13 protein-coding genes and 1 tRNA gene are annotated in these 12,913 nt (G+C 41.1%); 11 read left to right on the top strand and 3 right to left on the bottom strand.

Translation table 11 applies throughout. From position 1 onward, the window contains the following. Nucleotides 1-45: 45 nt before the first annotated feature. A complete protein-coding gene (locus ABNE31_RS17095) occupies nucleotides 46-2,469 on the bottom strand; it encodes a TonB-dependent receptor (protein ID WP_349351903.1) in 2,424 nt (807 codons plus the stop codon). A 714-nt stretch (nucleotides 2,470-3,183) separates the two neighbouring features. Here ABNE31_RS17095 and ABNE31_RS17090 point away from each other — a divergent pair. The 9 genes from ABNE31_RS17090 to ABNE31_RS17050 all read left to right on the top strand — a co-directional run bounded on the left by ABNE31_RS17090 (nucleotide 3,184) and on the right by ABNE31_RS17050 (nucleotide 10,072). Next, the gene (locus ABNE31_RS17090) at nucleotides 3,184-4,317 is read left to right on the top strand and encodes an NAD(P)/FAD-dependent oxidoreductase (protein ID WP_293289305.1); all 1,134 of its coding nucleotides are present in this window, start codon (nucleotides 3,184-3,186) and stop codon (nucleotides 4,315-4,317) included. Next, nucleotides 4,314-5,024 carry a methyltransferase domain-containing protein gene (locus tag ABNE31_RS17085; RefSeq protein ID WP_293289304.1) on the top strand — a complete coding sequence of 237 codons (711 nt, stop codon included), beginning with the start codon at nucleotides 4,314-4,316 and terminating at the stop codon, nucleotides 5,022-5,024. Before ABNE31_RS17090 ends, ABNE31_RS17085 begins: the two co-directional genes overlap by 4 nt. After that, nucleotides 5,025-6,077: a type III polyketide synthase gene (locus ABNE31_RS17080; RefSeq protein WP_293289302.1), complete on the top strand. Its 1,053-nt coding sequence runs from the start codon at nucleotides 5,025-5,027 to the stop codon at nucleotides 6,075-6,077. Between the two features lies 1 nt (nucleotide 6,078). Continuing rightward, nucleotides 6,079-6,873 (top strand): SDR family oxidoreductase, encoded by a 795-nt coding sequence (locus tag ABNE31_RS17075; RefSeq protein WP_293289300.1) that lies wholly within the window; start codon nucleotides 6,079-6,081, stop codon nucleotides 6,871-6,873. Between the two features lies 1 nt (nucleotide 6,874). Beyond that, complete coding sequence (locus ABNE31_RS17070) at nucleotides 6,875-7,315, top strand: hydroxymyristoyl-ACP dehydratase (RefSeq protein WP_293289298.1); 441 nt, start codon at nucleotides 6,875-6,877, stop codon at nucleotides 7,313-7,315. A gap of 75 nt (nucleotides 7,316-7,390) precedes the next feature. Beyond that, nucleotides 7,391-7,699, top strand: a complete 309-nt coding sequence (locus ABNE31_RS17065; protein ID WP_293289296.1) for a GIY-YIG nuclease family protein — start codon at nucleotides 7,391-7,393, stop codon at nucleotides 7,697-7,699. A gap of 241 nt (nucleotides 7,700-7,940) precedes the next feature. After that, nucleotides 7,941-9,215 (top strand): beta-ketoacyl-[acyl-carrier-protein] synthase family protein, encoded by a 1,275-nt coding sequence (locus ABNE31_RS17060; protein ID WP_349351902.1) that lies wholly within the window; start codon nucleotides 7,941-7,943, stop codon nucleotides 9,213-9,215. A gap of 18 nt (nucleotides 9,216-9,233) precedes the next feature. Beyond that, complete coding sequence (locus ABNE31_RS17055; RefSeq protein ID WP_293289654.1) at nucleotides 9,234-9,485, top strand: phosphopantetheine-binding protein; 252 nt, start codon at nucleotides 9,234-9,236, stop codon at nucleotides 9,483-9,485. Then, nucleotides 9,485-10,072 (top strand): 4'-phosphopantetheinyl transferase superfamily protein, encoded by a 588-nt coding sequence (locus ABNE31_RS17050; RefSeq protein ID WP_293289655.1) that lies wholly within the window; start codon nucleotides 9,485-9,487, stop codon nucleotides 10,070-10,072. Before ABNE31_RS17055 ends, ABNE31_RS17050 begins: the two co-directional genes overlap by 1 nt. 148 nt (nucleotides 10,073-10,220) lie before the next feature. Here the strand turns inward: ABNE31_RS17050 and ABNE31_RS17045 are convergent, their stop codons facing one another. Further along, nucleotides 10,221-10,904 carry a metal-dependent hydrolase gene (locus tag ABNE31_RS17045; protein ID WP_293282688.1) on the bottom strand — a complete coding sequence of 228 codons (684 nt, stop codon included), beginning with the start codon at nucleotides 10,902-10,904 and terminating at the stop codon, nucleotides 10,221-10,223. A 175-nt stretch (nucleotides 10,905-11,079) separates the two neighbouring features. Here ABNE31_RS17045 and ABNE31_RS17040 point away from each other — a divergent pair, with 175 nt between their 5' ends. Then, nucleotides 11,080-11,493 carry a 6-carboxytetrahydropterin synthase gene (locus ABNE31_RS17040; RefSeq protein WP_349351901.1) on the top strand — a complete coding sequence of 138 codons (414 nt, stop codon included), beginning with the start codon at nucleotides 11,080-11,082 and terminating at the stop codon, nucleotides 11,491-11,493. Between the two features lie 27 nt (nucleotides 11,494-11,520). Next, nucleotides 11,521-11,595 (top strand) — tRNA-Val (locus ABNE31_RS17035). A 10-nt stretch (nucleotides 11,596-11,605) separates the two neighbouring features. Here the strand turns inward: ABNE31_RS17035 and murF are convergent. After that, on the bottom strand, nucleotides 11,606-12,877 hold the full coding sequence (gene murF / locus ABNE31_RS17030; protein ID WP_293289675.1) for a UDP-N-acetylmuramoyl-tripeptide--D-alanyl-D-alanine ligase: 1,272 nt from the start codon (nucleotides 12,875-12,877) through the stop codon (nucleotides 11,606-11,608). Nucleotides 12,878-12,913 lie beyond the last annotated feature (36 nt).

The raw sequence follows: 12,913 nt of genomic DNA, 5'->3' as shown, positions 1-12,913 counted from the left end.
AAAAGAGCAACCTTAATAAAAAGTTGCTCTTTCTTACTTGACTAATTAAAATTGATATGAAATTTTCGCCAATAAGGCTCTTGGCATTTGTGGATTTATGGTAGTCCAACCTTTGTAATATTCCTTGTTAAAAGCATTGTTTAACTTTAAACCAATTCTGTATTTATCAGCTTGGTAAAAAACAGAAGCATTTGCAATGGTATAACTCGGTAGTATAAATTCGCCGGTCGATACGTAGTTTATAGCAAAACGTTCACTTGCTCCATTAAATCCTAACCCAATTCCAAAACCATCTAAAGTTCCATCTTGAAATTCATAATTTGCCCAAAAATTGTAAAGCGTTTCTGGTCCAGCCTCAAGAGGTCTTCTGTTCAGAATTTCAGTGTTATCGGATTCAGTGGTTTCGCTATCATTATTACTAAAACCAGCTCTAATATTTAGTCCTTTGAATGGGTTGGCGTTGATTTCAATTTCAAAGCCTTTACTCACTACTTCGCCACCTTGAATTTTATTGAAAGGAGATGAAGGGTCAGTAATTACCCGGTCTTTCACTTTAATATCATAGTAACTAATCGTTGTATTTAAGCGATTATTAAAAAGATTTGTTTTAATACCAAATTCTAATTGGTTTGCTTGTTCTGGGTCAAAAGTTTGTAACGTTTGTGGACCTTCCTCGGGATTACCTACCAATTGAGGTGCTACATTGGTAAATCCATTTTGGTAGTTTCCAAATACAGAAAGCTTATCTTTTATTGGTTGATATAATAAGCCAAATTTTGGTGATAAAGTGGTTTGGTCATAATCATCATCAAGATTTGCTAAATCGCCTTCATTGTCAAAATGGTCTAATCGTAAACCTATCATTGCAGAAAAGTTATCCGTAAAATTGATAACGTCAGAAGCGTATAAACTGTAAATGTGATATTTCGACTTTACATTACTAACGCCTTGTGAGGCTAAAGCAGCATCAACTCCTGAAGTTGAAAGCGGATATAAGTCATCTTCCACATCTGGTGTAAAAGGATTGTCCCCATTTGAACCACCATTTGGAGTTACATTACCATAAAAAGCATATCCTGTACTGTTATTAGTTTGTGTTTCATTAAAATAATCAACACCAATGACCATTCTATTTCGTACTGAAGCAATTTTGAAATCTCCGATAAAGTTCTGTTGAATGTCCGTTGTCTGGGTATTTGCATTCTGCTTATTGATAAAACGAGAATACGTATTGCCCTCTAAAATCCCAAAATCAAATAAGTATGAATAATATCCTTTTGTAGAAGTTGTACTTTTGGAAAGTAGCGTTTGCGATTGCCAAGTATCCGATAATTTGTAATCCATTTCAATTCTGTAATTCTGCGTAGGATTTTGTAATGTTAAATCGTTACTTGTAAACGACAACTTGTTATTGTAGTTAAGTTCATCAAGATTTGATGCTACAGTTGGTGCACTTCTATTTAGGAATAAGAAAGTTGGATTTGTTTGTTCTGCTTGGGTAATTTCTCCGTAAAAAGAGAAAGAAAGTCTGTTGTTTACTTTGTAGGATAATGATGGTGCAATGAAAAATGACTTTCTAAAACCAGCGTCCTGAAAACTTTGCTCTTTAGTGTAAGCTGTATTTAATCTAAAATATAAATTGTCCTCTTTGCTTAATGCAGTATTGAAATCGCCAACAATTTGATTTAGACCATAAGTTCCAGAAGTAAAGGACAATTCGCCACCGGTACCGACGTAAGGTTTTTTTGTAACAACATTGATAAGTCCACCATAAGAACTTACTGCATTTCCGAACAAAGTTGCAGAAGGTCCTTTTAGTACTTCAATACGTTCAATGTTAGCAGGATTTATGGTTCCATTCGTCAAACCTGGAAGGCCATTGACCAATTGTGGTTGAACAGAAAATCCACGAAGCGAATAATAACCAGCGCCATCGCCACCACGACCTGTTGAAGTCCAAAGTTGTTCAACACCTGTTGCATTTTTTAACGCATCGTCAAAATTTGTAACTACTTGTGATTTTAGAATTTCGTTGGTTATTGTGCTATATACCTGTGTATTTTCAATATCTTTTAACGGAAGCTTAGAAACATAGGCGGTTTTCTTTCTTGAAAATTTGTTACGACGTTCTCCATTTACAATAACCTCGCTCAAAATTTCATTTCCCTCGTAAAGGGTAATTGTCTCTAAATTTGTGTTTTGATTATCTGAAACTGAAAGTTGTATTTCTCTTGTTTTAAAACCCAAATAGGAAATTAAAAGCGTGTAATCGCCATTTTCCAAATTTGAAATTTGAAATTCTCCATTTTCGTCGGTTTGAGTGCCTTTTGTTGTATTCTTCAAAAAAACATTGACACCGAAAAGGGGTGTTTGATTGTTATCTTTTACAGTTCCTGATACTGTACCGTTTTGAGCTAAAGCTAAGTTTGTTAGCAGAAATAAGGTTAAGATTGGTAATGGATTTTTCATTAATTTTTATTTAGACGTAATATAAATAGTAAATTTGGGCAAAAGTATATTTGTCATTTGATACAGCCAAATTATTTATAATAAATCTAAATAATAATTTTTAAGAATCTGATTTTCTGTTATTAGTAGAGTTCTTTTTTATTTCGAAGAGGATGAAGTCTTTTATTTGGTAAGACGGATTAAGAAATGAATTAATCTTGTATAATAATGGGAATCTGATTGATGAACTAATTTCTGTAGTCAGCAAACTCTATTAGGGGAAGGACCAGGATAATAATAGCCATGAATCATTTTTTCAACATTCCAACAACATAAAACAAAGTTCAAATAAGCGTTATAAGAGTTGATAGAAATTGATACGGATTAATTATTTATGATTAATTTTGAAGTCTACGAAGTCAGATTATTAGAAAAAGTTTGTGATTCGGTTAGCAGCTGAAGCATAAGCAAGGATAAACTCAATAAAAATAAGGGTTTGCAGGAATGGTTCGAATCCCTCAGCGCCCACCAAGTAAAAACCTTCGATTTTTCGAAGGTTTTTTTTTAGACCTGACCAAAAATTCTCCTATTTCTTCAAACTGCTTTTGCGAACTATGGTTTCTTCAAAACCTAAAGCACTGGTTTATTCCTTACATTTACTGTAAAAGATTTGCTAGAGGTGTGGTCTACAGAAAAAGAATGCTCTCCGAAACGCCAAGACATCAAGGATTTTAAATGACAGACCAACAATATGACGTTATTATCGTAGGAGGAGGTTTGGCCGGGTTGACCAGTGCCATTCACTTGGCAAAACATCAGTTTCGGGTACTGATTATCGAAAAAGACAGTTTTCCCAAGCACAAGGTCTGCGGGGAGTATATTTCAAATGAAGTTTTGCCCTATCTAAACTATCTTGGTTTTGATCCCTTTCAATTCGGTGCCCAGCGCATTACCGACTTTGAGCTTACTACACACAACAATAAAGTGATTAAGGCAAAATTACCGTTGGGCGGATTCGGTATCAGTAGGTACGAAATGGATTATCAGTTATATCTACTAGCGGTTCAGCATGGTGTTTCGGTGGTCCAAGACACAGTGGTCGATGTCGTTTTTACGGGTGATGGATTTCAAGTGCAAACCAAAAAGGGCAAAAGGGTAACCTCCAAAATCACCTTGGGCACCTTTGGCAAGCGGTCCAATCTGGATGTAAAGTTCCAACGTGCGTTCATCCAGAAAAAATCTCCATATTTGGCCGTGAAAACCCATGTATCAGGAGATTTTCCGAACAATAAGGTGGCGCTGCATAACTTTAAGGGAGGCTATTGTGGTGTTTCCAAGGTGGAAAGGAATCACATCAACCTTTGTTATATCACAAGTTACGAAGCTTTCAAAACGTACAAGGATATCGATGACTTCCAACATAAGGTCTTATTTCAAAACAAGACGCTCAAGGAGGTTTTTCAACGTTCAACCCCTGAGTTTGAACAACCCCTGACCATCAGCCAAATTTCCTTTGCGACCAAAAACCCCATCGAAAACCATATGATCATGTGCGGTGATTCGGCAGGTATGATTCATCCGCTATGCGGCAACGGCATGGCCATGGCCATCCGGAGTGCACAATTGGCATCTGATCTTATTATTCCCTATCTTCAAAAGAAAATTGCAACAAGGTCCGCATTGGAGCGAGCGTATGCCAAGGCATGGAAAAGAACATTCCGTTTTAGGTTAAAAGTTGGGCATTTCATTGCCTATTTGTTCAGACAGGATTGGCTCGCACCAAAAATACTCTTAGTTTTAAGAGCCGTACCTTTTTTGCTCCCGTCAATCATTAGGATGACACACGGAAAACCGATGAAAACTCAATGAGCCTGTTTGTAGATACCACTTCGAGGAGCAATGACACAGAATTAATGGACGATTTTTCCATGAAGGGCGAATTGCTCCGTGATACCTTGGATAAGCTCGGCTCCATAAATAAATGGTTGGGCGGCAATCGAGTAACCTTGAATGGTCTTCGCCAACTATTGGAACATCAACCCAAGGACAAGGTGTACACCATTGTTGACATAGGATGCGGTCATGGAGATATTTTGAGGTTGATAGGGGATTATGGGCGAAAACACGACTTTTCCTTCCAGCTTATCGGGATTGATGCCAACCAAGATGCGATTGATTATGCGGTCGAATTATCAGCGGCTTATGATGAACTGTCGTTTAAGAAGCTGGATGTTTTTTCCGAAGAGTTCCAAGCCATGGAGTACGATGTTGTGCTCTCCACCCTCTTTCTGCACCATTTGGATGAGACGGAAATTCGATCGCTGTTGCAGCTGATGTCCACCAAGGCTAAATTAGGGGTGGTCGTTAACGACCTGCATCGACATCGATTGGCGTATGGCTTGTTCAAATTATTGGGAACGGTAATATCGAACCACATGATCGTGCAGGACGGGTTGACGTCCGTTTTGCGGGCCTTCAAGCGCAAGGAAATCGAACAGATATCAAATCAACTCAATCTAAACTCACAAATTAGTTGGAAATGGGCTTTCCGCTACCAATGGCTAATTAAACCCTAAATGGCAGTAAAAATAACATCCGTTGCAAAGCAACTACCAAAATACAGCAGGGAAACCAAGGATATTTTACCATACGTAGAACTTTGGCTCGAAGGACAGGAGGAGCGTTTTAAACGGAAAGTCCTTAAGATCTTTGAGAACGCCGCGGTGGATAAGCGCTATTCCATTATGGCGCCCGAAGAGGTTTTTTTAAAGACCTCGTTCGAAGAAAAAAACGACATTTACCTGCGAGAATCCATAAAATTGGCAGAAAAGAGCTTGTTGAAGGCGTTGGACAAGGCCCATTTAAAGCCAACGGATTTAGACTACATCATCACGGTGAGCTGCACAGGCATTATGATTCCCTCTTTGGATGCCTATTTGATCAATCGTTTAAAACTGAAACAGGATATTGTTCGGCTACCAGTGACCGAAATGGGATGTGCTGCGGGAATTTCTGGGATTTTGTACGCCAAGAATTTTTTAAAGGCCAATCCCAACAAGCGGGCCGCAGTAATTGCTGTGGAATCCCCAACAGCGACCTTTCAATTGGATGATTATTCGATGGCCAATATTGTAAGCGCGGCCATCTTTGGTGATGGATGTGCCAGTGTCATTCTGTCCTCCCATGAAAATGAGGAAGGGCCAAAAATTAAGGATGAAGGGATGTACCATTTTTATGATGCAGAGCATATGATGGGATTTAAACTTCGGAACACGGGTCTACAAATGGTTTTGGACCCATCCGTTCCACAGACCATTACGGATCATTTCCCAAAGATCATTCATCCTTTTTTGGAACAAAACGGACTGACCATTGAACATATTGATCATTTGGTGTTTCACCCCGGGGGAAAAAAGATAGTCCAAACCGTAGAAGATCTGTTCGGTGCCTTGGGCAAAAATATCGATGACACCAAAGAGGTTTTGAGATTGTACGGAAATATGAGCAGCGCTACGGTGCTGTATGTATTGGAACGATTTATGGATAGAAAACTGCCCAAAGGGGACAAGGGCATCATGCTGAGTTTTGGACCTGGGTTTTCTGCGCAACGAATTTTATTGGAGTGGTAAGATGAAAGAATTTACAGATACAAATTATTGGGCTTTAATCCTTGGAGGCAGTAGCGGACTGGGTTTGGCAACGGCAAAGAAATTAGCCCAACACGGCATGAACATCTGCATTGTGTACCGTAGCCCCCGAATGCAGGAAGAAGCCATTCAAAAGGAATTTGAAACAATAGTGCAGGAAGGTGTTCAATTCAAAGCCTTTAACACGGATGCCTTCAATCCACAGAAAAGGGAGGCCTTGATCCAAGATTTAAAAACGGTTTTGGGGGCTCAACAAAAAATTCGTGTGATGGTGCACAGTGTGGCCAAGGGCAACCTCAAACCCATGGTGTCAAAAGGGGAACCGGAGCTTAAGCACGATGATTTTACCTTGACCATCCAAGCGATGGGGATAAGTTTGTACGATTGGACCAAATCGATTTTTGAGGCTGATTTGTTTGCCACTGACGCCCGAATCATCAGTTTTACCAGCGAAGGCAATTCCAAAGCCTGGCGTAGCTATGCGGCCGTTTCGGCAGCCAAGGTTACCCTCGAGGCCATTAGTAGAAATATGGCGTTGGAGTTTGCACACTTCGGTATCAAGGTCAACTGTATTCAAGCAGGGGTCACGGACACCACTTCCTTGCGCATGATCCCTGGGAGCGAACAAATCATAAAACATACCTTAAAACGAAATCCGAATAAACGGTTGACCACTCCTGAAGATGTGGCCAATGCGGTGTATTTATTAACGAAAGACGAAGCTGCTTGGATCACGGGGACGGTAATTCCTGTGGATGGTGGCGAACATTTGGTGTAACATGGAGACAGCGGAAATCCTTGCATTATTGCCCTATCAATCCCCATTTTTGTTTGTGGACGGGATTACGGCCATTTCTGAACATCACATTATAGGTCACTATACCTTTAAAAAGGATGAATTCTTCTATAAAGGCCATTTTAAGAACAACCCCATTACCCCAGGAGTGATTCTTACGGAGTGTACGGCCCAAATAGGTCTGGTTTGTTTGGGAGTGCATTTGATTAAGGATGAATTGGGCAATGAACAAAAACCACAAATTGCCTTGACCTCCCATCAAATGGATTTTTATTTGCCCGTCTTGCCTGGAGAAAAGGTTGTTGTACACTCGGAAAAGGAGGTGTTTCGATTCAACAAGCTAAAATGTAAGGTAAAAATGCTGAACGAGAAGGAGGAGCTGGTGGCGAGAGGAATAATTTCAGGAATGTTGAAGGTGAAATAAGTTTGACTGTTTGGGTAAACCGTCAAAAAAAAGTACTGTTGTCACACTGAGCTTGTCGAAGTGTACAATTTTGATATGAAATTTTATTATGTGTACATATTACTTTGTTCCGATAACTCATACTATACTGGTATGACGAATGATTTAGACCGTAGATTAAATCAACACAATGAGGGTCATAAAAACCTTAACTATACCAGTTCGCGGTTGCCTGTGGAACTTAAATGGCTCTTGCAATGCACCAATCCGTCAGAAGCTATTAAAATTGAAAAGCAAATCAAAGGCTGGTCCCGAAGAAAGAAGAAAGCATTGATTGATGGAAATTGGACTGATTTGGTGGAGTTTTCAAAGAATTATAAAGAACACGGAAACAAAATTAAATAAGGTCGTTCATCGTGGAGATTTTGTGACTAAAATGATAGTTACTCTCGCTGAGCTTGTCGATGTGTATCATGAATAGAAAATGTTAGGTTCAAAGGTGTAGTCTTCGACAGGCTCAGACTGACAAAACAAACTTTAATTGTAAAGAGTGCGATCTTATAAATGGCATCTTTTTGATGAAGTATGGATAATCGAATAACCAAATGGCAAACTGTGCTTTTCGAAGTCCAATCAATTAAAAAAAATGAAAAATAGAGTCGTCATCACAGGAATGGGAGTAGTTGCACCAAACGGTGTTGGTATTCCACAGTTCACGGAAGCGATTAAAAATGGAACTTCCGGTATCTCATTCCATCCACAATTAAAAGAACTCAACTTTTCTTGCCAAATTGGAGGCATCCCACATATCACTGAGGAATCGAAATCCGATTATTTTACGGAGTTGCAGCTAAGGGGCTTTAATAGTTCTGGTATTTTATATGGTTGCATTGCAGGTGTGGATGCATGGAAAGATGCTGGATTGGAGGTTCACCCAGAAAGCGAACTGGATTATGACTCTGGGCTCATTTTCGGAACGGGAACATCGGGTGTGGATAAATTTAGGGAGGCCATCTACCAATTGGATGAAGGAAATGTAAGACGATTGGGCAGTACCGTGGTGTTGCAGACCATGGGCAGTGGCGTTAGTGCGTATCTGGGAGGTATGCTCGGGTTGGGAAATCAGGTCACTACCAACTCGTCGGCGTGTACTACTGGAACCGAAGCAGTTTTAATGGGATACGACCGTATTGCCCACGGAAGGGCTAAGCGCATGCTGGTGGGCAGTTGCAGCGACCATGGCCCTTACGTTTGGGGAGGTTTTGATGCCATGCGGGTGATGACCTACAAGCATAATGATGAACCGGAAAAAGGTTCCAGGCCTATGAGTGGCTCGGCATCCGGTTTTGTGCCCGGAAGCGGGGCAGGGGCACTGGTGTTGGAATCTCTGGAATCTGCAATGGAACGTGGTGCAACGATTTATGCTGAAGTTCTGGGGGGTGAGGTCAACTCAGGAGGGCAACGCCAAGGTGGTACCTTAACGGCACCCAATGCAGAAGCTGTGCAACGCTGCATAAAAAACGCCCTTGCTCATTCGGAGGTAAAACCAAATGAGGTGGATGCTATCAACGGGCATCTTACCGCCACTGCGAAAGACCCTTTGGAAATTGAAAACTGGACCAAGGCATTGGGTAGAAAGGGTGAGGATTTTCCCTTTATCAATACGACCAAATCATTGATTGGGCATTGCTTGGCCGCTGCAGGTTCCATTGAATGTGTAGCCAGTATTGTTCAAATTAAGGAACAGTTTATAGCGCCTAATATCAATTGCGAGGACCTCCACGATGATATCAAGGGAATGATTGCTACTGCCAAGGTGCCGACCAAATCCATGAATCACAAAGTTGAGGTGGTGGCCAAGGCCAGTTTTGGTTTTGGCGATGTGAATGCCTGTGTTTTATTTAAGCGATTTATACCTTAACTTACCGATTAAAAAGCTATGGATAGAGAACAACTCATCACCAAATTAAAGCCCATCATTGAGCCATATGTCCAAGATGCGGAAGCTTTCAAGAACTTGTCCGAGGATACAGATTTTGTGAATGATCTTAAAATCAACTCGGCCAATTTAGTGGACATTATCTTGGATATTGAGGACGAATTTGATATCCGGTTGGAAAACGAGGATATGGAACAAATGCTGGATGTAAAGTCGGCCATGAACATTGTCACCTCCAAAATAGGGAAGTAATGGTGGGCAACGACCTCGTTGATTTAAATGAAGCTGGGCGCACTTCCAACTGGCAACGTCCTCGATACATGGACAAAATCTTTACCTCAAACGAACAGGGATACATTAAGGATGCCGAAAATTCCTTTCGAATGGTCTGGAGGTTATGGAGCATGAAAGAGGCTGCCTATAAACTATATACCCAAATATATCCCAGCCGATTCTACAATCCTTTGGGGTTCGAATGCGAGGTCACCGATCAGTCGGGATGGGTTAAATTCAAGGACTTTCTATGTTATGTTGAAACCAAGGAGACACTCCAATACATTCTCTCCGAAGCGAGGTTGAATCCACAAAGCTTAGGGTCTACCATCATAAAATTCAGATGTACGGGGCAAAGGGAGCAAAGTGAAGAACTAAAGGCAAGGCTCCTTCATGGTGTTGATGATTCCTATCAACTAAAAAGGAACAAAATGGGAGTTCCGTCATTGACCAATGGGGAACAACTACTTTCTGTAAGCCTTACCCATCATGGAAGTTATGGGGCTTTTGTTATCGACCATTGTTTCAGAAATGGCAATGAAAGCATAGGAAATGAGGCTGTCTAAAAGCAGTTTACCTGTCAGTTCGAGCGCCCGCCTGCGGCAGGCAGGCAGTCAAGGATTTAAGATGTATGTATTGATAATCAAAATCTTACACTGCAATCTGCCAAACAAAGTTCAAATATTACCGCTTTTTAGATAGCCTCATTAGTCTTTAAATTGAAATGGATTCCCCGATATCAGGCAGCATCAGTTTTTTGCCCTTCTTGTCGAAATGTTCCACGGCCTTGGTTTTGTCAATTTTGATGGGGGGAAAGGTATCGTAGTGACATCCGATAATTTGATTACATTGGATAAAATCACTGGCAATGGCTGCATCTTCGTATCCCATGGTAAAATTATCGCCAATGGGTAAAATAGCGATGTTCAGTTTGGGACAGGTCATGGGTATCAATTCCATATCCTTGGTCAAGGCCGTATCGCCCGCATGGTAGATACAATGGGAGTCATCATAGAGCACAAAACCGCCAGGATTTCCACCGTTGCTTCCGTCGGGCAGCATGCTCGAATGGATAGCGCTTACATATTTTGCCGTTCCAAAATCGAAGGTATACTTTCCGCCATGGTTCATTCCATGTCCGTCAATCCCCTTTTCGGCGAACCAGCTGACCACTTCAAAGTTGGAAACCAACTTCGCCTTTGGGTTGTTCTTTGCAATGGTCTCCACATCGAGTACATGGTCTTGGTGCCCATGGGTCACAAAAATATAATCGACCTTTAAGCTGTTGATGTCAATTTCCTTGGCCATTTCGTTGCCAGAGATAAAGGGGTCGAACAGAATTGTTTTCCCGTTCATTTCAATTAAAAAGGAAGCATGGCCCAAATAGGTGATTTTCATATGATTTTATTTTTAGATATTGTTTGATGTGTTTAAGCCTCAAAAATTTTAACGATTTGCCTAAAGTTAGGAATAACGCGTCTCAATTTCAATGCAAAATGAAACAGATTGCTACTCTTGAAGAATTTTTTGGCTCCCTAATTTGGATTGCAGAAAAAGGGTTTAACTTTGCAGCATGATTGCGACAATTTGCAGAAAAGCCCATTTTAACGCTGCCCATAGGCTCCACAATCCCAAGTGGAGCAAGGAAAAGAACATAGAAGTGTTCGGGAAATGCAACAGCCCAAACTTTCACGGTCATAATTTTGACCTTGAGGTACGAATTAAGGGTGAAGTGGACCCCGATACTGGTTTTGTTATGGATTTGGCCGACCTTGGTACTTTGATCAAGGAGGAGGTAGAGGAGCGTTTTGATCACAAAAACTTGAACGAGGATTGCCCAGAGTTTGAAAATTTGCTCCCGACCACGGAATATTTCGTTAAAGTAATCTACGATATTCTAAAACCGAAGCTTAAAAAGGGGCAATTGTTGCATATTACCCTGCATGAGACATCAAAGAACTCTGCAGAGTATGGAGATTGGGATTAATTTCCGATATTGCAGCCCGATTTTAACGGGATATTAGCTCAGTTGGTTTAGAGCGCTGCCTTGACAGGGCAGAGGTCACTGGTTCGAATCCAGTATATCCCACTTTTCTTTTCTATAGCAAATCCAATACTCGCTCCAAAGCCATTCCCCTAGAACCTTTTATCAAAACGGCTCCTTTTTCCAAAGGATTTCTTTGGAGATACTTTTTTAGATCATCAAAAGAAGGGAATGTGGGCAGCGACGTTTCGGTGGCATGAAAATTTTCGCCCACCAAATACGCTTGATCAAACTGGAATTTCTCTACCATATCCGCAATCGTCTGATGTTCTTCCTTCGCGGTATTGCCCAATTCGAACATGTCCCCCAAAATAAGGGCTTTTTTGTCCGCGGCCATCAATACAAAATTCTCCAAAGCAGCTTTCATGCTTGTGGGATTGGCGTTATAGGCATCCAACACGATATCATAACCGTTTTTGGATAGTATTTGGGAGCGATTGTTTTGAGGGGAATAGTGCTCCAGGGCCTGTTTGATAGCTTCCATGGGAACATTGAAATATTTTCCCATCAGAATGGCGGCACAGCAATTGGTAAAATTATACGTGCCGATGAGTTGGGTCTGTATGGGCATGCCCTCTACTTGGATGGATACGTAGGGGTTTGCGCCCAGATATTGAATGTTGTAATAGGTGGGGTCGCTTGTACTGAAACCAATTTTTTTGGTGTAGTGTTGTAGTTTTTCTTTCTGGATGGGGTCGTCGGCATTGAGAAAAATGAATTTATTGTCGGCCATTAAATGGTCGTAAAGCTCGCTTTTTCCCCGAATCACCCCTTCTACGCCGCCAAAACCTTCAAGATGGGCCTTGCCAAAATTGGTGATATACCCAAAATCGGGCTGTGCGATACTACTCAACAACTCGATTTCTCCTTGGTGATTGGCCCCCATTTCCACAATGGCGATTTCGGTGTCGTTTTGAATGGAAAGCAAGGTCAATGGAACCCCAATGTGATTGTTGAGGTTGCCTTTGGTGGCAACAGTTCTGTATTTTTTGGAGAGCACGGCATTGATAAGCTCCTTGGTAGTGGTCTTTCCATTACTGCCCGTCAAAGATAAAATCTTCGCCTTGGACTGTTTTCTGTGGAATTGGGCCAGTTGCTGCAATGTGTTCAATACATCATCAAAAACGATGCATCGGTCACCAGCGAAGGATTCCTCATCAATGATAGCGTAAGCGGCTCCCTTTTTAAGAGCTTCCTGCGCAAAGGCATTACCGTTAAAATTTGGGCCCTTTAAGGCAAAAAACAGACAGTTTTCGGTGATTTTCCGTGTGTCCGTACAAATTGTGGGATGCTCCAAAAATAGAGCGTGCAACTCTTCCAATGTCATAAATCGAAGATAAAAAAAAGCCCCGACCTTTTGGGC

Source organism: Flagellimonas sp. MMG031 (assembly GCF_040112705.1).
Lineage (GTDB): Bacteria > Bacteroidota > Bacteroidia > Flavobacteriales > Flavobacteriaceae > Flagellimonas.
Note: the sequence above shows the minus strand (reverse complement) of the source record. Positions and strands in the feature narration are given on the sequence as shown.

Coding starts and splice junctions, on each gene's coding strand:
- ABNE31_RS17095 (WP_349351903.1), bottom strand. CDS start 2,469: ATGAAAAATCCATTACCAATCTTAACCTTATTTCTGCTAACAAACTTA.
- ABNE31_RS17090 (WP_293289305.1), top strand. CDS start 3,184: ATGACAGACCAACAATATGACGTTATTATCGTAGGAGGAGGTTTGGCC.
- ABNE31_RS17085 (WP_293289304.1), top strand. CDS start 4,314: ATGAGCCTGTTTGTAGATACCACTTCGAGGAGCAATGACACAGAATTA.
- ABNE31_RS17080 (WP_293289302.1), top strand. CDS start 5,025: ATGGCAGTAAAAATAACATCCGTTGCAAAGCAACTACCAAAATACAGC.
- ABNE31_RS17075 (WP_293289300.1), top strand. CDS start 6,079: ATGAAAGAATTTACAGATACAAATTATTGGGCTTTAATCCTTGGAGGC.
- ABNE31_RS17070 (WP_293289298.1), top strand. CDS start 6,875: ATGGAGACAGCGGAAATCCTTGCATTATTGCCCTATCAATCCCCATTT.
- ABNE31_RS17065 (WP_293289296.1), top strand. CDS start 7,391: ATGAAATTTTATTATGTGTACATATTACTTTGTTCCGATAACTCATAC.
- ABNE31_RS17060 (WP_349351902.1), top strand. CDS start 7,941: ATGAAAAATAGAGTCGTCATCACAGGAATGGGAGTAGTTGCACCAAAC.
- ABNE31_RS17055 (WP_293289654.1), top strand. CDS start 9,234: ATGGATAGAGAACAACTCATCACCAAATTAAAGCCCATCATTGAGCCA.
- ABNE31_RS17050 (WP_293289655.1), top strand. CDS start 9,485: ATGGTGGGCAACGACCTCGTTGATTTAAATGAAGCTGGGCGCACTTCC.
- ABNE31_RS17045 (WP_293282688.1), bottom strand. CDS start 10,904: ATGAAAATCACCTATTTGGGCCATGCTTCCTTTTTAATTGAAATGAAC.
- ABNE31_RS17040 (WP_349351901.1), top strand. CDS start 11,080: ATGATTGCGACAATTTGCAGAAAAGCCCATTTTAACGCTGCCCATAGG.
- murF (WP_293289675.1), bottom strand. CDS start 12,877: ATGACATTGGAAGAGTTGCACGCTCTATTTTTGGAGCATCCCACAATT.